We start from the raw sequence: 24,993 nt of genomic DNA, 5'->3' as shown, positions 1-24,993 counted from the left end.
GTCTCTCACGAAACGAGTCGGAGAGATGTTCATGCCTCGCCAGCCCATGACATGCCAGTTCGATCTGTTCTCGGCCCCGCAGCGGGGGAAGACGGCAGGGACGCCGCAATGGCCGGAGTTGCCGGAGGAGACCCGCCAAGCGTTGACGGTGCTCATCGTGCGGCTGTTCGTCGATCACGCAAAGTGCGGACATGCCTGCCAACAGAAGGAGGCCGGTCATGATGCATGAGAAGATCGCGCCGCATCATCTGGAGCGGAAGGCCATCCTCTATGTTCGGCAGTCCTCGGCTCACCAGGTTCTGCACAATCGAGAGAGCAGCGCCCTCCAGTACGCCATGCGCGACCGTCTGGCAGCGCTTGGATGGTCACATATAGAGACGGTGGATGACGACCTTGGTCGTTCGGCCGCCGGCGGCGTGACCCGCGCTGGATTTGATCGGATGGTGGCGGAAGTCTGCCTTGGCAAGGTAGGCGCCGTGGCCGCGCGTGAGGTATCGCGCTTCGCCCGGAACAGCCGCGATTGGCAGCAACTCATCGAGATGTGCCGCGTTGTCGATACCGTCCTGGTCGACCAGGAAGCAGTTTATGCGCCCCGCCAGGGCAACGACCGCCTGCTCTTGGGTTTGAAGGGCAGCCTCAACGAGTATGAACTCGATCTCTTGCGTCAGCGTTCCCTTTCCGCCCGCTATGAGAAGGCTCGCCGCGGTGAACTCGTCGTCACTGTTCCGGCCGGCTTCGTAAAGGCCGGTGACAGGATCGAGAAGGATCCCAATCGGCGCATCCAGGAAGCCATCGCACTCGTCTTCGACAAGGTCACCGAACTCGGGAGTGCCCGGCAGGCCTTGCTATGGTTCCTTGAGCAGGGATTGGACCTGCCCGTCAGGTGCGCCAACGGTGACGTCATCTGGCGCAGGCCAAATTATGCCACCATCCACCGGATGATTGCGAACCCGATCTACGGCGGCGCTTATGCTTATGGTAAGAGTCGTTCCGTACCAGGATACGATGGCCGATCTGGAATTCGCCGCAAGGCGCGTGATGAATGGCTGGCGCTGATCCCGGATGCGCACGAAGGTTACATCAGTTGGGAACGGGCGGAGGAGATCCGCAAGATGGTCAGCGACAATGTACCGGCCAGTCGCCATCATGGAGCGCCGAAGCATGGCGACGCTCTGCTTGCCGGCCTGTTCCGCTGCAAAAGGTGCGGCCGGAAGCTGACGGTTCGTTACACAGGAGCCAACCATAACATCCCGCGCTATTCCTGTTGGCGAGGGTTGCTCGACAACGGCGAACCACGTTGCATCGCCTTCGGCGGTCTGCGGGTCGATGACGCGATCGAAGAGGCACTTCTCGGCGTGGTCGAGCCAGGAGCCATTGCCGCCGCCGTCGAGGCGGAACGCAATATGGCCAACCAACGCGATCAGGTTCAGGATGCCCTGATGCGCGACCTCGAGGCAGCACGCTATGTAGCCGACCGGGCATTCCGGCAATATGACGCGGCCGATCCAGAGAATAGGCTGGTGACGTCGGAGCTGGAAGCACGCTGGAACAAGGCGCTGACTGGCGTCGGTGAGATCGAGGCCAAGATTGCCAAACATCGGACAGTTACGCCGCATCCGTTCCCCATGTCCGCATCACAGGTAACCGCACTTGCGGGAAACCTTCGCGCCGTCTGGACGGCGCCGACAACCGATGCAAGGCTGAAGAAGCGCATCGTGCGCACGCTCATCAATGAAGTGGTCGCCGATCTCGATGATGGAACCTCTGAGATCGTCCTCGTCATTCATTGGGTTGGAGGCGTCCACACCGAACTGCGCCTGCCGAAGCGACACCGTGGCCAAAGAAATGCGACCCCTGACGACATTGTCGACGCTGTGAAACAGCTCGTCTTGATCGCCAATGATGATGTGATTGCCGGTGTCCTCAATCGCAACGGACTGACGACCGGCAATGGCAATCGCTGGACACGGGAGCGGGTCACCGCGCTGAGGTCATATCGCAAGATTCCGGTCTTCCGTCCGCAGATCGACGGGGTTGAGCCATGGCTTAATCTGGGCGGTGCGGCGAAGTTACTCGGGATATCGCCAAAGACGCTGCGTCTGGCGGCCGAGGCTGGCGATATTAAGGGGGCTCATCCGCTACCCGATGGCCCATGGATCTTCAGCCGTTCCAAACTCGCGACCCCGCAAGCACGTCAGATTCTCGATCGTGCCCGGAAGAACCCTCGCCACCCCGCGGGATCGCCTCCAGATCAGGAAAATCTATTCCTTTCAATGACATAGAAAGATGGGTGTTATGAAACAGGATTGTAGTATCTACGCCAATCCTCCATCTTTTCGCGGGCATCCGCAAGGGTCAGGAACCAATGCTGGTTCAGGCATTCTGCACGGAAGCGGCCATTGAACGCTTCGATGAAAGCATTATCAGTTGGCTTGCCGGGGCGTGAGAAGTCCAACGTCACGCCCTTGGAATAGGCCCACAAGTCCAAGTCGCGCGACACGAACTCCGTCCCTTGGTCGACACGGATCGTTTTCGGATAGCCGGCTTTTTGGCACACCCGTTCAAGGGTTTGCACAACGTCTTCGCCTCTATAGCTATGACGTGGATCAAGCACCGGCACGTAGCGCGAGAAGGTGTCGACCACCGTCAGCACGCGCAGTTTCTTACCCGTTGCGAGTTGGTCGTGAACGAAGTCCATCGCCCAGACGTCGTTGGGGCCGACGGCCATGTGCCGATCCTCGCGAAGCTTGGCTTTTACCCTCCGCTTCGGTGTTTTGTTCCGCAACTGTAGCCCCAAGTCCCTGTAAATGCTTGTAAGTTCGCTTGATGTTGGTGCCCCAACCCTCGCGTTCCAACAGCACATGCACGCGGCGATAGCCGTACCGCACACGGATCTCGCAGATCTCGCGAATACGACGTTCCAGACCGGCCTGATCAGTACGGCGAGAGGTATAGTGGTGAGTTGATCGATCGAAGTTCAACGCTCCACAAGCACGCCGGATCGAGATCGCCCAATCGCGGCACATGCCTTTCACCATCTCCCGCTTCCGAGCAGGCCTCAGAGCTTTCGGCGGATGACATCCTGCAACATCTCGCGGTCCAGCGTTAGAGGCTGCCCCAAAAAGATTTGAGTGATTTCAGCCAGTTGTGATTCCTTCGGATTTGCGAAGATTCGATGGAGTGCACAATGGCCTGGACTGAAACCACCCGACGGCAATATGTCCGTCGGACGAGCCGATATGCAAGCGATGTTACCGATCGCGAATGGGAATTTATTGCGCCGTTCATGCCCGCGCCACGGCGTCTGGGCCGGCCACGCAAGACCGATCTGCGCGAGGTTTTAAACGCCCTTCTCTATATCGCTTCGACAGGCTGCCAGTGGCGGATGCTGCCGAAGGACTTTCGCCCTGTTCAACGGTGCAGCGGTATTTCTATGAATGGCGGGCAATGGGTCTTTGGCCACGGATCAACCATCACCTCGTCATGGAGGCGCGGGAGCTGGATGGGAAAGAAGCTTCACCGACGGCTGGCGCCATCGACAGCCAAAGCGTCAAGACGACTGAAAGCGGTGGTATTCGGGGCTTTGACGCTGGCAAGAAGATCAAGGGCCGCAAGCGCCACATCATTGTCGATACGCTCGGGCTGATGGTTGGTCTCGTGGTGCACAGCGCTGATATACAGGACCGCGACGGGGCTCCCGATCTTCTGAAGTCCATCCGCAACCGATGGCCGTGGCTCCTTCATGTCTTCGCCGATGGCGGCTATGCGGGCGACAAGCTGAAAAAGCGGCTGCAGAAAATAGGAAAATGGACACTCGAAATCATCAAGCGTACCGACAAGGCCAAGGGTTTCGAAATCCTGCCGCGCCGCTGGGTCGTCGAACGGACGTTTGCGTGGTTGGGTCGATGCCGCAGGCTGGCCAAGGACTTCGAGACATCCATCGCTTCAGCAGAAGCCTGGATAACCATCGCTCACATCCGAATGCTCACCAGGCGGCTGGCAAGATACGGATATCGTTGAAACCTTTTCGAGTCCGACTCTTAGATCCGCGACGATCTTCTTCAGGCGCGAATTCTCGTCCTCGAGCTGTTTCAGCCTCTTCATCTCCGGTGGCAGCATGCCCGCGTATTTTTTCTTCCAGTTGAAATAAGTCGCCTGGCTGATCCCCGCCTTCCTGCAGATTTCAGCAACCGACACGCCTTCATCACCTTGCTTCAGAATGAACGCCTTCTGAGCGTCCGAAAACTGCGATGCTTCCATCGTCTTCTGGTCCTTTCCCAGCCAGGAAAATGCACCGGAAAACTCTAACCAAAATTGGTCCAGTTTGAAGGGTTCAGATCAAATTCTCAGTGGCAGGTCAACGCCACCATATCTTGAACATGCTTCCAAATAGAAGGAGCCCGCCAGTCGATAGCCAGCGTACGGCAAAGCCTCTCCGGTATCGCGATATGATGAACCTACTTCCGCCCATTCCGTTCACTAGCGAATGTTATGTCGCTCGGTGACGCCGCTCCACATCGCCTATTGCTAAGGCGCCTTTCCATACTTAAATTAGACTATCTGCAACTATAACGTCTATCGTAACTATGCACGCTACTTAATAGATCATCGACGAACCTTCATTGGAGCTAGGCTGGAAGGTTCTGTACTGGAAAACTTGATTGTTTGGATATAAAATATCCGTTGTTTGGATGTGACTAAAGATGCGTTTCAAGGGCCTTGATCTAAACCTGCTCGTTGCACTGGACGCGCTCACGACCGAGCGCAACCTAACGGCTGCCGCACGTAGTATCAATCTAAGTCAGCCAGCCATGAGTGCCGCCATTGGCAGGCTGCGGGACTATTTCCGCGACGAATTGTTTACAATGAATGGTCGAGAACTTCGGCTGACGCCACGCGCCGAAGGACTTGCCTCGGCAGTGCGCGAAACTCTCTTGCAAGTACAATGCTCAATCATCTCTTGGGAGCCATTTAACCCGTCGAAGTCTGACAGATGCTTTAGAATAGTTCTGTCCGATTTCATGATGCTGATATACTTCAATAAAATCATTGAGCGCGTTGCTCGAGAAGCGCCCGGAGTCAGCTTCGAGTTGCTGCCTTTAGATAGTGATCCGTACGAAATGCTTAGCCGCGGTGACGTCGATTTCCTCATACTGCCTGAATTTTTTCTCTCGGGCGCACACCCGAGCGCAAAGCTGTTCACAGAGAAATTTGTATGCGTAGCCTGTTCGACAAATGTGGACCTACCTTCAGCGCTGACGATCGAGCAATATGTTTCCATGGGACACGTCGCTGCCGCGTTTGGGCGCTTTTTGAAGCCATCGGTCGAGGGCTGGTTCTTGCTCGAGAATGGGATTCAGAGGCGGGTGGAGGTCGTCGTGCAAGGGTTTAGCTTAATACCATCAGTCCTGCGTGGCACGAAACGCATAGCTAACCTACCGCTTCGCTTAGTCGAGCATTACGAAAGTACTTTTCCTTTGCGGATCATCAACCTTCCGTTACCGCTTCCCGTCTTCACCGAAGCTGTTCAATGGCCAGCGCTACATAATGCCGATCCAGGGAGCATCTGGTTTAGGGAGATATTGGTTGAGGAAGCTTCCCATATGATTTCCTCCAACGCACTTAAAATACATGGCTCGCTGCAATAATCCGGTTCCTGACGGAGGTTCCTGCTTGAGTACGATCTGCCGAATCCGAACAAGTTCAACTAACGCGGAGAATTCGCGGCCGACGCCGAAGTCATGATACTGCACCCACTAAACAGGCGTTTCAGAGCCCAAACGCATGAAAATTCACAGTGGGGCGCTCGCATTGGATCGCTGAGGAAGCCGCGGTTAGAAAGGCTGCTATCATAAACTAGTTTAGAATTCGGCGATCCAATCGCCTGTGAAGCGGTTAAACGCGAACATTGGCCACATTCCCGAGGCCTCCGTCCCTGCTTACGTAGGAGCAGCGTCCGAGCTTAGGAGATGCCACCAAAAACCAAGAACCATCAGAAACGAACAATACCAGCAATTGTGGTCCCCCAGCACCCTTCGCTTTGCCGCCGAAGGTGCTAGACCGCAGGTCGCGCAATCGTCGTAAGCGTCCGGCGAATGCATTTTTTGCGTCAACGAGGCACGGTTTAGGACTTGCGGATTAGCTCATCTGCCATGACGCGCTCGATCACCTCGGGATCGCATTGTTCATCGACGAGGAACTGGCGGATTCCACCATCCCACGTCCGTATGTCGGCCAGGAGATCTCGAAGGTCGTCAATTCCATTTTCGGTCAGGCCTTTTGTGCCATCTTCACTGCCATCGCGGACATATACCAATTCGCCCTCGGCGATATTGTCCGAGTTGGCGGTGACTTCCTCGAGTAGTTCAAGGTTCTCGCCGATCATGACGGCGACTTCTTTGAGCGTGTAGATGAACCTCGAGCGTGCCATCACGCAGCCTCGTATCGGTCTTTCGCCGGCACCCACTGCCACGGCAGCAGTTCCTGGAGCCGATCCTTGGGATGGCTCGGGATCCGGGTCAGGACGTCTGTGAGATAGACCTCCGGATTGTGGCCATGGAGTTTGGCAGTCTCGATGATAGTCAGAATGTTGGCGATGCGCTCACCGCCCTTGTCTGACCCGGCGAAGAGCCAATTTTTTCTTCCGATTCCAAGCGGACGCATGGCTCGCTCAGCTATGTTGTTATCGATTTCGACACGGCCATCGTCGATGTAAACGCTCAACGCTGCCCATCGCGAGAGGGCATATCGCATCGCTTCAGCCAGCTTCTGCTTCTGTGGTACCGCCTGCAGCTTTTCCTCGATCCAGCTCTTGAAGTCTGCCAGAAGGGGCCTGGCGTGTTGCTGGCGCAGTGTACGCCGCTCGTCAGCCGGCATGCCGCGGATACGATCCTCGATATCGTAGAGCGCACCGATGCGCGAGAGCGCTTCGTCAGCGATTGGAGATGGCTTCAGCTTGATCACATCGTGGAACTTGCGGCGCACATGGGCCATGCAGGCGGCCTCGACGATCTGGTTGCCGTAAAGCTTCTTATAGCCACCATAGCCATCCGCGTGCATCACGCCGCTGAAGTTTGCGAGATGGTCGGCTGGATGCGCGCCCTTGCGGTCGGGGCTATAGTAGTAGGCAATGGCTCTTGGAGTGGGATCTTGATAGCCGCTGCCATCGAAGACATAGACCCAGACCCGCCCGGTTTTTGTCTTTCCTCGCCCAGGGTCGAGAACATCGACCGGGGTATCGTCCGTATGTATTCGGTCGACCGCCGCGATATGGGCTCTGATCAGCAAGATGAGAGGAGCCAGCAGAACTGACACGCGGCCGACCCAGTCGGCCATCACGGATCGGGAGATATCTATCCCCAGCCGGTCGTACATCTCGGATAGACGGTAGAGCGGGATGTGATCGTCGAATTTGGCGACCATGATATGGGCCAGCAACCCCGGTCCGGGCTTGCCGCGCTCGATCGGCAGGGTCGGCATTTCGCCTGCCACCGTCGTATCGCAGTCCCTGCAGATCATGCGCTTTTCGACGTGGCGGACAATCTTGATGGACGCCGGCACGTGCTCCATCACCTGGATCACCCTGTCGGCGGCCTTCAGGAACGATGTGCCACCACAAGTCGGACAACTGCAGGGTGCTGCATAGACCAGTTCTTCGGTTGGAAGACCATCGGGCAATGGTTTACGCTTCGGCTTGTCCGGCGCGTCGTCCAACTCCGGCAAAGGAGCTTTCCCGGAGCGCATCTCAGCCTCGGCGCGGGCGGCTTCGATCTCCTCCAGCATCAGTTCGAATTGCTCGATCTTCCGGTCGATCTTTTCCGAAGAAGCGCCATGCTGCCGATGGCGGAGCAAATCCAACTGCGCGCGCAGGAGCCCGATAATGGAGTCTCGCTTGCTGACTTCGGCTTCTTGGCGCTCAAGTTTCGCCGCCTGTTCAGCGACGAGCGCGCGCAAAACAGATAGCTCCTCCTGACTGTCCAGCGGCGTTATTTCCATACCCGCATACGTAGCCGATTTGCGCCGGAAGCGCTAGCATTATGCTCCGGATGTCCTTGCAAAATATAGCTTTTAACCCGTTCGACCGGGAGCGGAAGTCCACGCAGGTCGGCGCCAGTCGATCCCCTCAACAAGCATCGACAACTGAGCTTGCGTCAGATGCGCAACCCCATCTTTCGCTGTCGGCCAGGGAAAGTATCCGCGTTCCAAAATTTTGTAAAACAGGCAGAACCCTTGGCCATCCCACCATAAAAGTTTGATCCGATCAGCGCGTTTTCCGCGGAAGCCGAAGATTGCGCCGGAGCCCGGCACCTCCTTGATAGCCGTCTCGACAAGCGCGGACAGTCCATCAATGCCACGCCGCATGTCGGTCACCCCGCAGGCCAGATAAACCCGCACATTCCCCGAAGGCCCGATCATGCCGCCTCCACACAAGCGACCAGTGACGATAGCACTTCGAGATCCATGTCCGCTGCAATTCTCAGTAAGCGGCCATTCCTCAGGACGATTTCAACGTCTTTGCATCTCGGCCGAGCACTGCTCCTCTTAGAGCCTTCACTCACGCACTCCGACGCTCCGATAAGCGATACCGGGATGAACGATGCGGTCTGGGGAGATTCGGGTGGCAAGAGCTTCTTTCGCCAGGCGTAAATCTGCTGCGGAAGAACGTCGTGCCGGCGCGCCACATCCGAAACGGTGCCATCCGCGCTGAACGCTTCTTGCAATATCGAAAGCTTCAGTTCCGTCGACCATCGACGTTGTCGCTCGGCACCCGTCAGGATCTCAACCTTGGCCATTCATACCCTGTTACGTCACAAATGAATCATCTGTGTCGTAACTTGCGCCAATCCCACACCTAACCAAAATCCGCTCACCGGACGCTCACCACCAATCGTCCGAAGGCCGGCCGACCGGCGACGGACGTGGCGCTCAGCTTCGTCGATAAAATGGCCTGCGGGTCAGTCACAGGTGGTGCCGTCTTCAGCTAATCGGGCACGTCGCGGGTCGATCGATTCCAATGCAACCCAGCTTCCTAGGTTTCAAGATGGTCACGGCAATCGCGCTGCCTCCTGAACCATTATATCTCGCATCCAGATATTTGCCGGATCTTTGTCGTGAAGTACCGGCCATTGGACCGCCTCGGTGAATGTCGGCAGCGTTATCGGGGGCGCAGTCATCCGCAACGGTATCTTGTCCTCAAAAAGCCCAACTAATCGTAACGGAATGGTTGCGATGCGATCAGTGCCCATCAGGGCGGCGGGGATCATGCTAAAGCTTGAAACAACGACTTCGACCCGCCTCTTGAGGCCATGCTCCTGCAAGAAGCAATCTTCTATGGTAGGCTGCTGCGTCCGACCGAACCTAACTACCGCGTGCCCCATTGATGAATACTCCTCTGCAGTAAGGGCTTCCTCAAGTTGTTTGTTATTACTGCAGCCGACGCAAGTCAGTCGTTCCTGAAATAGATCTATCTTAGGATGCGCGCTCGACATGAATAACGGTGGGCTAATAAGGAAGTCTACGTCGCCGCGTCGCAAGAGCTCGTCTGGATTGTCAGTAAGCGGCAGCAAGTCAAAGCTAATGCCGGGTGCCTCCCGCGCAAGACGCTCCAGTATCTTCTGAAAAAGAACAACTGTAACGAAATCGCACAAACTTACTCTGAAATGACGATCTGATTGATCAGGAGTAAATTTGTCCCAGGAAATGATATTGAGACGAATATGCTGTAAAGCCTCACGAATCGCAGGCGCGAGGTCTTCCGCACGCGGCGTTGGAACAAATTCACGACCACGCATCGTAAAAAGTTCATCGCGGAAATAGGAGCGGAGCCGGCGGACGGCTGCACTCATTGCGGGCTGGCTCAGATTAATGCTACGTGCCGCCGCAGTAAGGTTGCGCTCAATCATTAGTGCATCGAGCGCGACAAGGAGATTTAGATCGAGGCCCTTGAATCGCATATCTTTTAACTATCCAATAATGCAGCCCTTCCACAACGGTTGTTCCTACGGCGATGGCTGAATTCGCCTTGGCGCTCCTCAACCGATTTGAGGGCGCGGACACAGAGACTTAATCTCTGTGCTCGGAAAGCAACCTGAGGCCAGTCCAGATTAAGCCATAACTCCAGAGTGAACGCTCGTTGCAGTGTAATAGGAAGCCTCCAATGGCAAATCGCCAAACGCCAGCTGGCAAAGAAGATAATTAGCACCTGCTTCCTCGACATGATCGAGAAGATCTTGCCTAACTGACGCCGCAGTACCAACTACGCACAACTGACAGTCTACTGCTGCATCAAAATCTGGCGGGAGGTTCTGAGGAGTCTGTATCCCGTTTATCTCGTACAGAAACTTAAAGCTCCGAAGCCACCGTTGATAAGCCGGGGCCGCGAGCGAAATGGCATGCTTCGTCGTGCTGCCGGCCACCACCATTCGGACCAACCCAAGGAATGGCGCCCGTTTCCTGCCCCCGGCGGTATGTCTCTCGTGTGCTCGGTAGGCATCAGTGATCTGGCGAACAGTCGAAGCAGGGCCCCCGCAGGCAAGATTTGTATCGTTCTCAGCCGCCCAGCGCGCAACCTCAGGACGACTGGTTGTAATCCATGTCGGAGGCTGAGGACGTTGGTGTGGCCTCAACATCAACGGGACTTTGTCTAGTTCAAAGTGATCGCCTTTGTAGGAAAGAGCTTGAGCTCCTCCCTTCATCGCTTGGATGACGATCTCGCTGGCTTCGAGATAGCGCGATGTCGCCACCTCCTCCTCAATACCGAAAAAGCCCCATTCGATTGGTAAGGAGCCGCGTCCCATGCCCAACTCGAGCCTGCCACCACTCAGATGATCCAGCATGCAAATTTCTTCAAACGCACGTAGCGGATGATAAAGGTTCAACAGCATAACCAACGGACCGAGACGAAGATGCTGCGTGCGCTGAGCTACGCCTGCTAGAAATAGATTCGGCGAAGGTCCCCTACCATGGGGGGTACAGTGGTGCTCTGCGACGTGATATCCAAAAAAGCCAAGGCGATCGCAAACCTCTGCCAATTTCATCCGATCTTCATATTGGCGCGCAATCTCTCTGCCGTCTTCGTCCAAATGGTCGAAAATGCCAACCATCAGCTTTGCGGGAAGAGAGTTTGTCATCTGAATGTCTCCAAGTTTGGCGGCGAGTTTTCGGTGGCCAGAACCGGAGGGTGGCCCCGATGTCTTTCGCCAGGAATTATTCGCCCGTCTTAAGTTTGCACTGAATTATCTAATGGTTACGGCGGCGCCGGAAAATCTATCCGAAGCCCGTTGCGCTAGGTGGTTGGAGGGTCTGGCAGGATTGGAGGCCGCACATCCAGAGCCTATAAATGTTGGGGCTTCGAGTTTATTGAACCTGCTCAGCTTTCACCCCCTAGACTAGGACGCCACCCGCTTCATCTACCGCTGCGAGCATGCGATTGCTGGCGACGGCTCTCGCATCCACAATCGGGTGGCTGCTCCAAGAATGCAGTCTACAGTTTCATCAATGGATTTATCTGCGTAGCCGTACCGATACTCACGCATATGGAATGGCAAAGAGCTTCGTTCGGAAACATTTACCAGTATATATTTCTCCGTTCTAATTCCCTTTGCCAAAACCTTCCATTTTTACCCGCCCGGGCCCTGAAAAGTGCGAAGTTAATTTCGAAAGGGTGATCGAAAGCCCCGCTCCGAAAGCGCCAGGCTCACTACCTCACCCATACTTAACATCCTTGCGGTTCTCTTCGTAAAGCCGTTGGCTCTGAAACCGATGCTGACGCCGATGAGCTGAACATAATGCTCACGCTGAAATGATATTGGATCCTTCATATTCCCTGTATGACTTCGCGGCGAGTAACACCCCATCTCGCATACCCACAGCTCCGTTCACTTTTGAGAACCCAAGGATTGGGAAGTTCGATTAGTGGTTGTTCAGCTTTTGTGGCGACCCGAACGGGTTATGGCTGGTATTCGGTGTAATGCGACGAGGCTCTTGCAGTAGGCGAAGAAAGGACCCAGAGCTATGTCTCCGCACTTGATTGGCAGACGAGAGTGCGTTCTGCATTTCCACGTTGGCCATATTCGTCTCCATTTATCGGCCAGGTCTGTGACCTAGCCCTCGGCTGCTCTCCGGTGGAGCAACATCATGGTATCCCCAATTCATAGTCGAGGTGTTTAATAACATCCCACGGCTTCGTAAAATTAATTGTTTGTATGGCATTGATCCACCAGGTGAATAACCCGGGATCTCCACCTTCAAAGGGTTGCTCAAACGTCAACGCTTCTTGCCACGTCTGACCCAGGGCACAACAGCGCTCGCCCCGATGTTCAGAAGGCGTCTAAGCGTTCGATGCCATTTTGGATGTTCGGCCGAACCGTTGCTTTCCTTCGGTCGATCGAAGTGGCGTAAGGCCGACCCGGGCGAAATCACGGTCCCTTCTGAGGTGGAAGGATCAGGAGCCAGTGCGGTTGTATGTCCCTGCATTTCCAGATCTTAGCTTTATAGGATGAAAGGTGTTACGATTGGGAGATGAGGAGACGCCGCGTAGGGGCTGGCAGATCAGACTCTATAGATCGCTTCATGGACTTGATGCGCGGCCGTTTCTTCAATGTCATCGATCTGGTCAACCGGTTGGAACGACAAGCAAGGCGGATAGTCGACTTACCTCACACGCCTCGACTTCATCACCCTCGATGAGATCGGCTATCTGCCGTTCGCGAAGGACGGAGGCCCGCTCCTGTTCCATCTTATCCGCAGGCTTTACGAGCGCACCTCGATCCTCGTCACCGGCGAACATGGCCTTCGGTGAACGCCCCGTCGGCGTTCGGTGATGCCAAGATGACGACAGCACTGCTTGATTGGTTGACTCACCATTGTAGAAATTGGGAAAGAGTCCTGGCGCTTCGAAAACCGCTTCAAAGCTAAAGTCGGGATCCCTACACCCGCACTTGGCCCATAGCCATTAACTAATTCAGAACCAATTTGAAATGGAGAATGCGCACTGATTCAGCGCCAGTGATACGGGTGGAGAAGCTAGCGGTGGCCAAGTTGGCAAATGTAGTTAGGTACTGTCAGGCGGCGAGAAGAAGCAGTTCACGTCGTTTTCCGTCGGATGAAGGCAGATATGATACCGGCCATCTCCCGAAGGGATTTCGTCCCCATACGGAATGAAGAAAAGGTGCGGCTCTGTCGCGAGGTGGTGGTCGCCCGCATGCAGTAAGACGGAAAAACCGCGGGGCCCTTTACGAATGTTCTGAGTCGGAATGGACTGACAATCTCCACTCAAACCGTGGGCCTTGCAGCACGCCGGAGGATAGGTCCAGCCGCTCTTCGCTTGATGGGCGTCGGTTCGAACGATAGTGCAGACGGAGATCGCCCCAAGTGCGATCAGCAACCCTGTTGATGTGGCGAGTGTCATTGCATACCTCCTTAGAGGCAGCCCCTCGAAAAACGCCGGGAGGTTGCGCACTGATTGCCAAGAACGCGCGTCTTTTCGATACCTCGTCTTTTTTGTCACGGACACTTCCGGGTCAGAAACGCCTGCGCATCTAGGACCATCGCCATGGTACGTAGAGGCACATAGAGGCGAGTGAGCATCGGCGCCATTAGGATACTGCTCCGCTGCCGGGAAGTGAAGCCAATCTTCTGCCGCGCCGACCGCACGAATGGTACCTCCGGGCTGTCAATCAGCACCGAACATTGACCCCTTTTGCTTATCCAATTTTGACCCCCCTGTGCTGTAGATCAGCGCTTGGCCTGCCCGGCGCTGGCCGGGGTTGCAGAGGGTAGGCCAAGTGCGGGTGATGGGGCTCTTCGGCTTTAGCTTTGAGAGCGGTTCTTGAAGCGCCAGGATTCGTTTCCGGTCTCGACGATCTCACAATGGTGCGTCAGGCGGTCGAGAAGTGCCGTCGTCATCTTGGCATCGCCGAACACCGTCGGCCATTCACCGAACGCCAGGTTCGTGGTGACAATGATCGACGTGCGCTCGTAGAGCCTGCTGATCAGATGGAATAGGAGTTGGCCGCCGGCCAGGGCAAATGGCAGGTATCCGAGTTCGTCGAGGATGATGAAGTCGAGACGATTGAGATAGTCGGCCGTCCGCCCTTGCTTGCCGCTGCGCGTTTCCGTTTCCAGCCGATTGACCAGATCGACGACGTTGAAGAAGCGCCCGCGTGTTCCGTTGCGGATCAGTGCACGGGCAATCGCGATGGCGAGATGGCTCTTTCCGGTTCCCGTGCCGCCGACGAGGACGACGTTACGCTGATCGGCGACGAAGGTGCCGGTAGCCAGCTCCCGCACCAGGGATTCATTGACCGGCGTATCGGTGAAGTCGAAATCGTCGATGTCCTTAGCGAGGGGCAGCTTGGCGATGCTGAGTTGGTAGCGAATGGAGCGGGCCTGCTTCTCGGCGATCTCCGACTGCAAGAGATCACCGACAATGCGCGGCGGTTCGTGCTGCCGTTTGATGCCGTTGCCCATGACCTCGTCGTAGGCGCTGCGCATTCCATAGAGCTTCAGCGTGCTCATCAGTTCGAGAACCTGTGTGCGTTCCATCAGCTTGCCCTCCTGAGGCTGTCATAGCGTGCGCAGTCGGCGACCGGTTCATGGGTCAATCGAAGCGCATCCGGGGTTTGCAGGGTTGCGGCCGGAGCCGGGTCACGACTACGAGCCAGAATGTTGATGATCACCGAGGCCGAGCAGACGCCTTGGTCCAGCGCCTCCTGACAGGCCGCATCGACGGCCGTCAGACCATCGGTGGGAACGCATGCAAGGATTGTGACCATTTGCCGATCACCGTCGTGGACGCTCTTCAGGCGCTTGCGGACCTTCTCCATCGCCGCTGGCAACACCCAGTCCCTGAACGGCGCACCATTGCGCAAAGCGCCGGGTTTGCGAGCCAGAACGGGTACATAATGCCAGGGATCGTAGATCGTCTCGCCACGGCCAAAGCAACGCGGATGCTCACCGACGTTCACGCCGTCCTGCCTGATGACGATCTTCTCGGCATAGGCGTGAACCTCAACAGGGCGGCCGACCGCAGTCGAGAGGACGGAGTATTTGTTGTTGTCGAAACGGACCGTGCAGGTCTTCGACACCGAGGCCGGGACGCTGTGGAAACCATCGAACGGCCCGACGTAATGCACGAGGCTGCCGCGTTCCTCCTCGAACACCTGCCAGATCATTCGCTCGGTCTGTTCAGGATGACGGTGTGCCTTGGCGTAAGCGATGCACTTATCGAGCAGCCAGACGTTCAGCTCTTCCAGGCTTTTAACCCGAAGACGTGGTGTGAAGAAGCGTTCTCGAACCAGTCCGACCTGGTTCTCGACCTGTCCCTTCTCCCATCCGGATGCGGGCGTGCAGGCAACGGGATGGACCAGATAGTGGCTACACATCTGCAGGAAGCGGCGATTGTATTGTCGCTCCTTGCCGACGAACACCGCCTCGACCGCAGTCTTCATGTTATCGTAGATGCCGCGCGTACAGGTGCCACGGAAGAAGGCGAAGGCCTTGTCATGGGCATCGAACACCATCTCCTGGCTCTCACGCATATAGGCTCGGGCGAACATCATCCGGCTGTGGCAGAGCCGGACATGCGCGACCTTCACGGTCGTAGTCACCCCGTTGATCAGAATGATCTCGTGGCTCCAGTCGAACTGGTAGGCTTCGCCCGGCGCGTAATAGAGGGGCACATAGGCTTCCGCCGTCACGGCTCCCCGGTTCTTCGCCCAGGTCTTGGCATATCGCCGGATCGCGTCATAACTGCCGTCGTAGCCGAGTGCCCGAACCTCCTCGTAAATCCGGATCAGCGTCAGCCGTTCGCGCGATGCCTTGCCTTCGTTGGCAATGAGGAACCGTTCAATATCACCCTTCCAGGCTCCGATCCTGGGCAACGGTTGATGTTCTCGTTTGTAGACAAAATCAGTCGCATCAGAACGCAGGATTTTGCGAACCGTATTACGCGAAACATTCAGCTCTCTGGTGATCTTCTTCACCGACCAGCCCTGAACATGGAAGGCTCGTCGGACACGGGCAATCGTATCCACTCTCTTCAACTCCCCACCCCATCCACTGGCAAAAGCCGGATGGTCGGATGAAATCCAAGGGGGGTCAAAATTGGATAAGTATCACCCCGCCAGAGGGGTCAACATTCCATGCTTAAACACACTCCGGGCTCCGCCGCGGCGAAGGCATCCTGCTGAGCTCCATAGCACCCGATCGGGGTGAGTAGGAGTGGAGCTTCCGAAAAATTCGCGTTGCAAAGCGACGCTCTGAAGCGGTGGCGAAATGGGCTTCGATCAGTATGTCATCACTTGCGTACTTTCGCGGGCACTGGAGGAGGTCGAGGCCGGCGAGGCGACGGCTACGGAGGTGACCGGATTTCGCAGATTGAACTCCGAGATGCGCTATCCAACCACGCTTACTTTGTCATTTGCCGTTGAAAACGTGCGGGATGCAGAGGTTGGCGTCGAGTAAGGACTGTTGCATGGTCGTCTGTTGCTGAATTACGCCCGGCCGCACGAGCTCATCAGCAGCCTATTTGCCAAAGTTATTGCGCTTCGCGCTTGCGAGATGATCAACTATGGAAGGAGTTCGGCCTTCTCGACCCGGGCGAACGAACCAGATTGGTCGCCAATCATTTCCCCCAGCTCGCTGCTGAGAACACCCACAATATGAGTGGAAGAAAAACCTCTACCACCAAATCTGTCAATCTGCAGGTTTCATTCTGTGCTCCCCTCCGAATTACCAACAATGCGAGGAATTCCAGAGCTGCTTTCGTTCCGACGAGTATGACACGGAACCGACGTAGCTACATAAGGCATAAAAGCCATGCGTCGCGTCCCTCGGTCAAAATCCAATCAGCTATTGATGAAGTTATCTTACCTGACTCACTGCCGGGCATTGATCAGGAGAAACGACATAGAATTGTCTAAGCTGTCGAAGGAAGAGCGGTCAACAATGGAGTCGCACTTGCCGAAAAACCAGCCAGGTGCACGCGGGGTGGATGACCGTCGCGTGATTCGGGCATCATCCACGTTGAGAAGGTTGGTTGCCGCTGGTGTGATTGCCTGGCCGCTTATGACCCACCGACGACGGTCTATAATCGCTCAACCCGTTGATGGTCGCAACGAGGCTCCTGGCTGAAGTCGCTCATGCAGACTGGCGCAGTGACGAAGAGTACGGCGGACTGCGCCAATTGTGCACGACCCGCGGCGGCATTTGGTGGAAAGGGGGCGCAAGAACAAGCCATCGGCCGTTGTCGCGGTGGCCGGACCACCAGAATCTATGCGCTCACCATGTGATTCCCGCCCGCAATTTCACAGCAGGAGACGTCAGACAGTTAATGCGTACGCCAGGCTTGATCGCCCGCGCTGGCCCAATACGTTATCTGTTGGGAGCCAAAAAGTATTACGCTGGGCAAATTGCGCTGCTCGCTGCAAACGAAGAAATGCACACCGGTCATTCCTAGTCGGCGCAACCGAAAAAAGGTTGTCCGCTTTGATCAGCGACGATACCGAGCGCAGCATCTGATCGAGAGCGCGTTTAATGAACGAACTCAGGTTGGAAATGCATGCGCTAGCGCCGAGTCCGGCATGGCGCATGGTTCTACCACTTATGGGGAGCCGATGCGCAGACATAGTCCACTAGATATTCACGTTGAAACAACCAATCAGCGCGAACTCGTACGATCCGCACTTAGAAATTCCATGCGCCGGCGAGTCGATGCTCGAAGGTTTTTTCGCGTGTTCAGCTATCCTCAGGACGGCCCACGTGCCGTTACGTTTGAAGCTTGCGCTCGACTGATTGAGTTTCGGCCTTAGAGCGGGCGGCTCCGGACGGATTTCGTTATAGTGTGGACTGTGAGCCGGTTAACGCGGCATACGTATTGGAACCCTCATTATCTATCAAGACGCCGTTATGTCGACCCGCATTTCCTCTTCCGAAGAAATAACCTAACCTTGGTCACGGCCTCTCTTTGATAGGTGACGGAGTCGTTAGGTTTGGGTGGCCCGTGCACGCGTCTGCAACGGCTGCCCGATCTTCCAAAGCATGCTCGTGTCGATCTCAAGCTCGACTCCAAACTTGCCCGCACCTGTGACTACGGTAGGATAAGCAAAAAGGGCGGTGTCAATCAGTACGGCGATCTTCTGGAGACCGAATGGTGATACGCTTCCTGACGGGTAGCCGAAGAGATCCAGTACCTGTTCTTTCTGAGCCAGTTCGGCTCGTTTCCATCCATACGTGCCAGCAACCGCTTTCATGTCGATCTTTGCAGGTGATGGCAGCAAAACGGCACAAAGGTGGCGTCCAGGATCCAATCGGCGCATCACATCGTCTGCTTGCTGCTCCGCAACAATCATTGTCTTTGCAACGCGTCCGACGGGAAGGCCGATAGCAGAGGCTAAATCTGAAGGGGATGTAATAGGGGTGGCGAAATCACTATATCGCCACAATCGTACCGTCGACGCTCCGATCTGGTGCAGTTCAGCAAGTACGTTCGGATGAACATCCAACATAGTCGTTTCCTTCCGTTTCATATGGCAGGATGATCGAGCATGGCTGATTGCGACTGCGAGTACACCCCGGTTGCGAGTAGGTTTCAGCCGGTTCGCTCCAAAAGTTGCCTAATGCGGCGGCGACCCTCGTCACCAAAAATACTGAAGTAAGCCTCCAGGCACTTATCGCTGCCAAGCATGAAAGGAGCATCATATTTGGTGATATGCCGAATAGCCAAGGCTGGAACCGGCGTGTCGAGCGGTCGAAACATCCTATTGTGCAACCCAGGTTCCGGGCAACCTGGATAAAATTCACCGATCATGAAACCTTCCTGAATGAAGTCGGGCTTCAGCCGTTTCTGCAGTTGACCTATCATGTTGATCTCTCCTTCATCCTGAATTCCAGGAAGGGCAATAATAATCGCCTTATAGATCCAGTCGCCCGTTCGATCGTTGAAGGACATAACGGGTTTCATCTGGCTGAAGACGGCGAGCATACGCGCCATCTCATTTTCGATTTCGTCAACTGCAACAACTTGCGACGCGGCAATCCGTAAGAGTCCCTTCGTCAGAGCTTCGGGAACGAAAGGGCAAACGCTCCCGTCCCGACCCAAACGAGGATGTGGATTGGAGAGGAAGTCCGAGGCATACCGAGCAAATTTCTGAAGAGCTGCGTTTGTATACTCATCGTAGGCATTGTATCCGGCATCAATGTTCTTTTCCAGAATTTCGCCCACTGTCATCAATGGACCGATCGTCCCGAACGGTTGGCTGTAATCTGTCCAGATCTCTTTAGTCATTTCGGATCCCTCGCTCGAAAAGCCACACGTTCAAAACGGAAGGTCGGGCTCTTTCATGCCAGCTCGGGCGGCGGGCGAGCTGGGTCGGGGGCCAACTAAGAGACCGACCTTCCATCGGAAGCGAAGCTCCCGAATTTTTTGATAGCACTGGTAGTTACACTTGTGTAACTGTTTTTTTAAATGGATGTGAAAACAAGAGCGGGGGCTCGTGCACCCTGAAGGTCAGTCGCACGACCGCTAAAAACTCTATATTCGTCGTAGTTATAAAGACATACATATGATAAATGTCGCCGCGATGGGATCCGGTAACAGGCTTTGGGTGAAAACAGAACGACCCATTGCGCAGAGGCGTGGCCGTGGCGAAGACAACACGAAGAGTAATATATACGCCAGAACAGATCGACGTCGGCGTAAAGCATAAGCTTGAGAAAATTGACTCGTTTTTGTCAGATCTCTTTAGCGAAAATTCCGAAGAAAAACTTTTCCTGAGGAACATTCTTGGGTTGCTGCTTAAAGTATATCATATGCATGCTAATAACAGACCCATGACGAAAATGCAGGCGTGTCGCTATCTACCTTTTAAAAACCAGACTGTTTGCCAAAAGTATGTCGAGGCAGCGCATTTGCGTGGGTTCATCGACATCACTCGGGACAAAACGGACAAACGGCGTCTGATTGTTGTTCCAAAAGAGCCGTTGGTTGTCTATGTCAATGAATATATAGCTAACTTCCTTGATGACTGCCGTAGAGCGATTGACAGTGCCGCTCAAGTAGCTACGCTTCCTGAGGAAGGAATGGCAACGGCACGGTCTTCATCTATTAATAAATCGCCAGCGTCTTCTGGAGCACCTGTAAGTTCCTCTCAGAAGACAGCCGATCTAAAAGCCCAGGCAATTTTAGCGAGTTCTATTGTGGGGAAGCAAAAGTAAGAAGCCGTCTCGCGCGCGATTAGCCTTTTATCAATCAAATGTCCCCTCCGTACACAAGCTTCATCGAGCTAACCCACTTCGCCCAGCCGGCCAGGCGGCCGGTGCAGGCGCTGCTACGGGGGAGCGGCTGTATCGTCGTTTCTGCCAGGAAACCGCGCGGGAGGTTCGGCGGCGTCCTCAGGCGCATACCTTGGCATTTACGCTGTCTTTTTCCGCTAACGCGGTCGTCCATCTCTTGGTCGAGACAGTGCATGAGATGGTGGCGAGTGGGAACGCAGGGTCGTCGCCTCGATCGTAACCGGCCCGATTGCTACCGCGGAGATTTTGCTTTGATGCGAGCGACGAGCGGCACGTCGTCAACAAAGCTGTCGAGGAAGTCGTTCCATTCTTGGGATGACCGGCGGGCGTCTTTGAGCATCTGCTCCAATTCGTCCATGCCGTCGTCTGTCAGTGCGGTCACGGATTCGTCGTCGCCAGTGCACACGGAGATAATGCTGCCATAGCTCAGATTATCATCGTTGGAGACGATTGCCTGAAGAAGCTCCGGGTCCTCTTCGAGAATTTCGGCAACAAATTTGATCGTACGGACGTGGGTGACTGTCGCCATCAGGCTGCCTTTGCGTCGATTGTGGTGATCGCCGACCAGTTCCACGGAAGCAATTCGTCTAACCGATTGATCTTGTGATCGTGGATACGATCGAGCACGTCAGCCAGATATGCCTGCGGATCACGACCATTCATCTTTGCCGTCTCGATGATCGTCATGGCGCGTGCCAAGGTCTCCGCTCCCGTATCGGCTCCCGCGAAGAGCCAGTTCCCTCTTCCAACGCCAAAGCCCGTTCATTCTGCCCATGTCGGCGATGAAGTCGAGGTCTATTATCGCTGGCATCCGTATTTCGGCCAGAGGGTTTCCATTTGGCACGACGACGATGCGGTGCGTGACGTGGTGTTGACGATCCATTGGAAGGGCGGTCAGCTTCGGAGCTCAAGGTCCGTAAGCCTCAGACCGGTGAACACGGTTGTGCCACCACTGAGGATGCCCTGGCGGTGATGCGCAGCATGGCTGGTCGCTGCTCCGATGAACATATCGCCGCGTCGCTTAATCGAATGGGCATGCCAACGGGGCAAGGAAAAACCTGGACCGGGCATCGGATCGCTTCTGTAAGGCGGGTGCGTGCGATCCACGCGTACAAATCAGCCTAACTATCGCTGGCATCCATATTTTGGCCAGAGGGTTTCCATTCGACGCGTCGAAGAAAGAGCGACAGGTCGGTTTCTGAAGGTTTTGGGGTCGGCCTGTCAGGGTTATTCTGAACCGTACCCTCTAATGGCATCGCCTTGCGCGGTGGCGGCAAATAATAGGCCGTCGCTCGAAGCCGGAGTGCTCATGGATCGGTAACCCCGCCTGCGCCTCGACCACCCTGGCTAGCGCCGGTCGTAGGCTTCGCCTTCGACATGCCACTGTCGAATACGGATTAACAACCACAAGGTGTGGGTGTCTCTGTGGCATCGGCCATCATGCGCAGGTCAAAGTTAGTCCCTTCCGCGAGGATGACGTTCATCGCAGGGCGCTCCGCAGATGATTGAATGCTTCGCAGAAGCCAGTCGCAGCATCCACGTCGGGACATCGGTGATCCGCGTGGGCGAGATTTGCTTGTAGAGATCGAGTAACACGTCCTCAAAGCCGTCCGGTGCGGCAACTTTGAGCTTCTCTCTAATACAGGACGCCTTCGCAATCGAGCCGCCGGGAATCGTACCAGCCCGAGCGGGCGCGGCCAAGCTCGCGTAACCGGATGTCGAGGTGAGCTTGAGATTTCCAGCTATTCCTCCTGTCGCAACGGCACAGCGAGACGACCGCTGTCGGTCACAGCCTGGGCCGGAACAAGTGCAGGTCTGAGATCGCTATAGCGTCGGGACCCGGCCAGGCATTCCCCAATAGGTGTCTCGTTTCTTGTCGCATCCGGTGGATCTTTTACTTGACGCATGCGGCCATAGCATCTGTTAACAGGGACAAGGCCTGCGGCACCAGAAGCGGCGCATCCGCACCCACTATCGTGCGGAGGGCCACAGTCCGTTAACAATTCACAGGTTTCAGGGTGCATCAGCAACAACAAAAATCGACGGCAAGCTCGATGGGGGGCCACGCGGATTGGGGTGCTCACTGAGCGCCGAGGTTCTAGAGTCTGTCAGGTTTATTTTGAACCATACCCTGCATGTCTGAGGTAGTTAGAGCACTCTTGGGGACTGAACGTCTTCAAGAGTTCTCCAATGCGTCTCCATGTTGTTTCAACGGTTCGTTCGTCTGCCTTTCTGACGAGTGTCTTGAGCTTTGCGAACATCATCTCGATGGGATTGAGGTCGGGGCTGTAGGGCGGCAGGAAGAAGAGATGTGCACCGACATCTCGGATCGCATCGCGGGCCGGCTTTCCTTTGTGGCTTCCGAGATTGTCGAGGATGACGATGTCACCGGCTTTGAGTGTCGGGACCAGACATTGCCGAACCCATGCGGTGAAAGCGATGCCATTGATGGGACCATCGAGGACGAAGGGGGCAACGATGCTATCGCGGCGTAAGCCGGCCAGGAAGGTCAGTGTCTTCCAATGACCATGAGGGACTTTTGCAATGAGGGGCTCTCCCCGCTGACACCAGCCGCAGGTGCGCGTCATGTTGGTCTTGACCCAAGTCTCGTCGATGAAGACGAGACGGTCCGGATCAAGCCGGTGCTGATGGGTCTTCCACCGCATCCGGAACCGGGCCACCTTCGGGCGGTCTTGCTCGCTTGCCACCAGCGTTTTTTTTGAAGGTCTTGCCTTCGCTGCGCAGAAAGCGCCAGACGGTGTCGTGAGACACGTTGATCCCCGCAGCCTTCAGGTCCGCCGACAGTGCGCGCACCGTCCAGTCGGACTTGACTTGTAGCCGCTGACGCACGGCGTCGGCGGCCGCACCCCTCAGTGTCGGTTTGACATAGCCGCCGATCTTCGCCGGCGCCAGGCCTTTACCTGAACGATCGAGCTGTCCGATGCGTACCGCTGTCGCAGCCGATATGCCGAACCGCTCCGCTGCGGCGCGAACCGTCATGCCATCATTCAACGCTGTCGCAATGCGCGTTCGCAAATCCAGAGAAAGAGGTCGCACCATCATCGCTGGCCTCCACACCAGCAATGACCTTGAATCACAAAATCAAAGACAAGGGAATCTCCGCACGATTCCGATTAGCGCTGACAGACTCTAGGCCTCAACTGTACCGCCCCCACCGAACTTCGGAGCTGTCGATCCTGTTCAAGACGTTCATTCAGAACCCTACTCGGTTTGTCGTGCTTGCGACAGCGTGATGTGCGTTTTGGCATGTCTCGGCGCTCTAGGTGTGGAGCCTCAACAGGTTGTCCTTGATCAGGCCGAGTCTACTGACGGGCGGTTTGGATTGTAGGCTGCCGTGCGGGCGATGCCAATTGTAACGGTGGAGCCAGAGCGGCAGGTCGGCGGCGCGCTGCTGCGAGGTTTCGTAGGCCTTGGCATATGCCCATTCGCGCAGTGCGGTCTGGACGAGGCGTTCGGCCTTACCATTTGTCTTCGGCGTATAGGGTTTGGTGCGGATGTGTTTGATGCTGAGCCGCCGCAGCGCCTTGGCGTATCGATGGGAGCGGAAGCTTGTGCCGTTGTCGGTCATGACGCGCTGGACCTTGACGCCATGGGCTTTGAAGAAGCGCAAAGCATTGAAGAGAAAGCGCAGACAGGAGCGTCGCGTCTCGTCGGGTAATATTTCCAAATAGGCCAGGCGTGAGTGGTCGTCGATGGCCAGATGGACGTATTCCCAACCGATGCCGCGGCTGTTGCTCTGCCCCGTGCGATCGCCGGTGATGCGGTGGCCGGTTCGGTTGAATTTGCCGAGTTTCTTGATGTCGATATGGATGAGTTCGCCGGGCTGGTCGCGTTCGTAGCGCCGCACCGGCTCAGCCGGGGCCAAGGCCTTGAGCTTGTTCAGGCCAAGGCGCTTGAGAATGCGGCTGACTGTGGCTGGCGAGACACCCGTCTCCTTGGCGATGTGTTGGCCGGTCATGCGCAGGCGGCGTAACGTCTCGATCCGGGCGGCGGTGGCCTGCGAGGTCGGATGATACAGGCGGTGCGGTCGGGAACTGCGATCATTGAGACCGGCCTCGCCCTCCCGTCGATAGCGTCTTACCCACTTATAGACAGTCTTCACGCAGACGCCGAAAGCCGCAGCGACGGCCATCGGTCGCTGTCCTTCCATCAGCACGCGGTGCGCAATTACCGCTCGACTGAGCGGCGTGAGGCGGGCATTCATATGGATGTCCATTCGGTCCCCCGAGAATCACTGAAGCTTCGACAACCTCAGCTTTCCCGGTCCGGATCGAATGGACAACCTATTGGAAGCTCACATCTAGGGCAGCCATTGTATAACATGCAGAACAGTTTTCTGATGCTTTTCGCTCTTTCTGCATTGGCACGAATCTTGAACCTTTTTGTTGCGCGCCGCTAGGAGCTCCCAACGGGGCCTTGGCATCTTCTCAATCCAGCTCTGAACGGAGACACCAATGATGAACAACATGGCAGCCTATCGTGTAACTGAATTAACCCCTCAAGAAGCAGCTGAAACCTCCGGAGGTTGGTATTTTTGGGTTTACGTGTTTTTGCGACGTTACGGGCACTTGTTTGGTTGATACAAAGCGAGCTGGCTCTCGATGGCTCCTAGTGACTACAGACTAGCAGTTCCCCTTTCTGCTGAAACGGCCAGCTGCACCGCAGAAAGCATACTGTCGC

General features: G+C 55.9%; 21 protein-coding genes and 6 pseudogenes. 10 read left to right on the top strand and 17 right to left on the bottom strand.

Annotated features, from left to right (window positions below; all coding sequences use genetic code 11):
* The first annotated feature begins 31 nt into the window (after positions 1–31).
* Together ACD590_RS35960 and ACD590_RS35955 are read left to right on the top strand one after the other, a co-directional pair.
* Positions 32–229, top strand: a complete 198-nt coding sequence (locus ACD590_RS35960) for a hypothetical protein (RefSeq protein ID WP_037145433.1) — start codon at positions 32–34, stop codon at positions 227–229.
* Entirely contained in the window at positions 219–2,282 is a 2,064-nt protein-coding gene (locus ACD590_RS35955) for a recombinase family protein (RefSeq protein WP_097622254.1), read from the top strand. Before ACD590_RS35960 ends, ACD590_RS35955 begins: the two co-directional genes overlap by 11 nt.
* 23 nt (positions 2,283–2,305) lie before the next feature.
* On the opposite strand, the pseudogene ACD590_RS35950 reads toward ACD590_RS35955, so the two are convergent.
* Positions 2,306–3,109 (bottom strand): annotated as a pseudogene (locus ACD590_RS35950) (IS3-like element ISRel21 family transposase); the annotation flags it as partial.
* A gap of 78 nt (positions 3,110–3,187) precedes the next feature.
* Here ACD590_RS35950 and ACD590_RS35945 point away from each other — a divergent pair.
* A protein-coding gene (locus tag ACD590_RS35945; RefSeq protein WP_239621145.1) for an IS5 family transposase occupies positions 3,188–4,020 on the top strand; the annotation gives its coding sequence in 2 pieces (ribosomal slippage) (positions 3,188–3,404 and positions 3,404–4,020; 834 coding nt in all).
* On the opposite strand, the pseudogene ACD590_RS35940 reads toward ACD590_RS35945, so the two are convergent.
* Positions 4,012–4,260: pseudogene (locus ACD590_RS35940) on the bottom strand (transposase); the annotation flags it as partial. The gene ACD590_RS35945 and the pseudogene ACD590_RS35940 sit on opposite strands and share 9 nt — an antisense overlap.
* A gap of 443 nt (positions 4,261–4,703) precedes the next feature.
* Here ACD590_RS35940 and nodD2 point away from each other — a divergent pair.
* Complete coding sequence (gene nodD2, locus ACD590_RS35935; protein ID WP_096772353.1) at positions 4,704–5,648, top strand: transcriptional regulator NodD2; 945 nt, start codon at positions 4,704–4,706, stop codon at positions 5,646–5,648.
* A gap of 476 nt (positions 5,649–6,124) precedes the next feature.
* On the opposite strand, the gene ACD590_RS35930 is transcribed toward nodD2, so the two are convergent.
* From ACD590_RS35930 to ACD590_RS35905, 6 genes are all read right to left on the bottom strand, one after another.
* The gene (locus ACD590_RS35930) at positions 6,125–6,430 is read right to left on the bottom strand and encodes a hypothetical protein (protein ID WP_096772371.1); all 306 of its coding nucleotides are present in this window, start codon (positions 6,428–6,430) and stop codon (positions 6,125–6,127) included.
* Complete coding sequence (tnpC, locus tag ACD590_RS35925) at positions 6,430–7,995, bottom strand: IS66 family transposase (RefSeq protein ID WP_096772372.1); 1,566 nt, start codon at positions 7,993–7,995, stop codon at positions 6,430–6,432. Before tnpC ends, ACD590_RS35930 begins: the two co-directional genes overlap by 1 nt.
* A 72-nt stretch (positions 7,996–8,067) precedes the next feature.
* On the bottom strand, positions 8,068–8,415 hold the full coding sequence (gene tnpB, locus ACD590_RS35920; RefSeq protein ID WP_003574550.1) for an IS66 family insertion sequence element accessory protein TnpB: 348 nt from the start codon (positions 8,413–8,415) through the stop codon (positions 8,068–8,070).
* A complete protein-coding gene (gene tnpA / locus ACD590_RS35915) occupies positions 8,412–8,792 on the bottom strand; it encodes an IS66-like element accessory protein TnpA (protein WP_096772384.1) in 381 nt (126 codons plus the stop codon). The genes tnpB and tnpA overlap by 4 nt, the downstream gene beginning before the upstream one ends.
* A 252-nt stretch (positions 8,793–9,044) precedes the next feature.
* On the bottom strand, positions 9,045–9,953 hold the full coding sequence (gene nodD3 / locus ACD590_RS35910) for a transcriptional regulator NodD3 (RefSeq protein WP_096772347.1): 909 nt from the start codon (positions 9,951–9,953) through the stop codon (positions 9,045–9,047).
* Positions 9,954–10,103: 150 nt separating this feature from the next.
* Positions 10,104–11,129, bottom strand: a complete 1,026-nt coding sequence (locus tag ACD590_RS35905; RefSeq protein ID WP_096772348.1) for an LLM class flavin-dependent oxidoreductase — start codon at positions 11,127–11,129, stop codon at positions 10,104–10,106.
* 1,444 nt (positions 11,130–12,573) lie between these two features.
* On the opposite strand from ACD590_RS35905, the pseudogene ACD590_RS35900 reads away from it, so the two are divergent.
* Positions 12,574–12,949 (top strand): annotated as a pseudogene (locus ACD590_RS35900) (ATP-binding protein); the annotation flags it as partial.
* Between the two features lie 102 nt (positions 12,950–13,051).
* On the opposite strand, the gene ACD590_RS35895 reads toward ACD590_RS35900, so the two are convergent.
* The 3 genes and pseudogenes from ACD590_RS35895 to istA all read right to left on the bottom strand — a co-directional run.
* Positions 13,052–13,408, bottom strand: coding sequence for a hypothetical protein (locus ACD590_RS35895; RefSeq protein ID WP_096772349.1), 357 nt, complete (start codon positions 13,406–13,408; stop codon positions 13,052–13,054).
* Between the two features lie 401 nt (positions 13,409–13,809).
* Positions 13,810–14,544 (bottom strand): IS21-like element helper ATPase IstB, encoded by a 735-nt coding sequence (gene istB, locus ACD590_RS35890; RefSeq protein WP_017996675.1) that lies wholly within the window; start codon positions 14,542–14,544, stop codon positions 13,810–13,812.
* A gap of 5 nt (positions 14,545–14,549) precedes the next feature.
* Positions 14,550–16,043: pseudogene (gene istA, locus ACD590_RS35885) on the bottom strand (IS21 family transposase); the annotation flags it as partial.
* A gap of 232 nt (positions 16,044–16,275) precedes the next feature.
* Between istA and ACD590_RS35880 the strand changes: the two are divergent.
* On the top strand, positions 16,276–16,464 hold the full coding sequence (locus ACD590_RS35880) for a hypothetical protein (protein WP_239621137.1): 189 nt from the start codon (positions 16,276–16,278) through the stop codon (positions 16,462–16,464).
* 226 nt (positions 16,465–16,690) lie between these two features.
* Positions 16,691–16,798: a nitrogen fixation protein NifQ gene (locus ACD590_RS35875; protein WP_141098812.1), complete on the top strand. Its 108-nt coding sequence runs from the start codon at positions 16,691–16,693 to the stop codon at positions 16,796–16,798.
* 1,186 nt (positions 16,799–17,984) lie between these two features.
* Here the strand turns inward: ACD590_RS35875 and ACD590_RS35870 are convergent.
* Together ACD590_RS35870 and ACD590_RS35865 are read right to left on the bottom strand one after the other, a co-directional pair.
* Positions 17,985–18,506, bottom strand: coding sequence for an aminoacyl-tRNA deacylase (locus ACD590_RS35870; RefSeq protein WP_054185946.1), 522 nt, complete (start codon positions 18,504–18,506; stop codon positions 17,985–17,987).
* An 83-nt stretch (positions 18,507–18,589) separates the two neighbouring features.
* The gene (locus ACD590_RS35865) at positions 18,590–19,285 is read right to left on the bottom strand and encodes a DUF6875 domain-containing protein (RefSeq protein ID WP_096772339.1); all 696 of its coding nucleotides are present in this window, start codon (positions 19,283–19,285) and stop codon (positions 18,590–18,592) included.
* Positions 19,286–19,641: 356 nt separating this feature from the next.
* Here ACD590_RS35865 and ACD590_RS35860 point away from each other — a divergent pair, with 356 nt between their 5' ends.
* A complete protein-coding gene (locus ACD590_RS35860; protein ID WP_239621135.1) occupies positions 19,642–20,214 on the top strand; it encodes a hypothetical protein in 573 nt (190 codons plus the stop codon).
* 310 nt (positions 20,215–20,524) lie between these two features.
* Here the strand turns inward: ACD590_RS35860 and ACD590_RS35855 are convergent, their stop codons facing one another.
* Both ACD590_RS35855 and ACD590_RS35850 read right to left on the bottom strand, forming a co-directional pair.
* Positions 20,525–20,821: a hypothetical protein gene (locus ACD590_RS35855; protein ID WP_096772340.1), complete on the bottom strand. Its 297-nt coding sequence runs from the start codon at positions 20,819–20,821 to the stop codon at positions 20,525–20,527.
* A pseudogene (locus ACD590_RS35850) lies at positions 20,821–21,045 on the bottom strand (transposase domain-containing protein); the annotation flags it as partial. The gene ACD590_RS35855 and the pseudogene ACD590_RS35850, both read right to left, overlap by 1 nt.
* A gap of 94 nt (positions 21,046–21,139) precedes the next feature.
* Between ACD590_RS35850 and ACD590_RS35845 the strand changes: the two are divergent.
* Positions 21,140–21,414 (top strand): annotated as a pseudogene (locus ACD590_RS35845) (recombinase family protein); the annotation flags it as partial.
* Positions 21,415–22,406: 992 nt separating this feature from the next.
* Here the strand turns inward: ACD590_RS35845 and ACD590_RS35840 are convergent.
* Positions 22,407–23,352 (bottom strand): IS630 family transposase gene (locus ACD590_RS35840; RefSeq protein ID WP_170961553.1). Its coding sequence is split into 2 segments (ribosomal slippage): positions 22,407–23,012 and positions 23,014–23,352, totalling 945 coding nucleotides; the frame shifts between segments, so codons are not numbered across the junction.
* A gap of 220 nt (positions 23,353–23,572) precedes the next feature.
* Positions 23,573–24,529, bottom strand: a complete 957-nt coding sequence (locus ACD590_RS35835) for an IS481 family transposase (RefSeq protein ID WP_096771901.1) — start codon at positions 24,527–24,529, stop codon at positions 23,573–23,575.
* A 238-nt stretch (positions 24,530–24,767) separates the two neighbouring features.
* On the opposite strand from ACD590_RS35835, the gene ACD590_RS35830 reads away from it, so the two are divergent.
* Positions 24,768–24,893 (top strand): hypothetical protein, encoded by a 126-nt coding sequence (locus ACD590_RS35830; protein WP_275593055.1) that lies wholly within the window; start codon positions 24,768–24,770, stop codon positions 24,891–24,893.
* Positions 24,894–24,993: the final 100 nt, after the last annotated feature.

It is taken from the genome of Rhizobium sp. 862_C5_N1_2, from assembly GCF_051811205.1.
GTDB classification, from domain to species: Bacteria; Pseudomonadota; Alphaproteobacteria; order Rhizobiales; family Rhizobiaceae; genus Rhizobium; species Rhizobium leguminosarum.
This window is presented reverse-complemented; position numbering and strand designations above follow the sequence as displayed.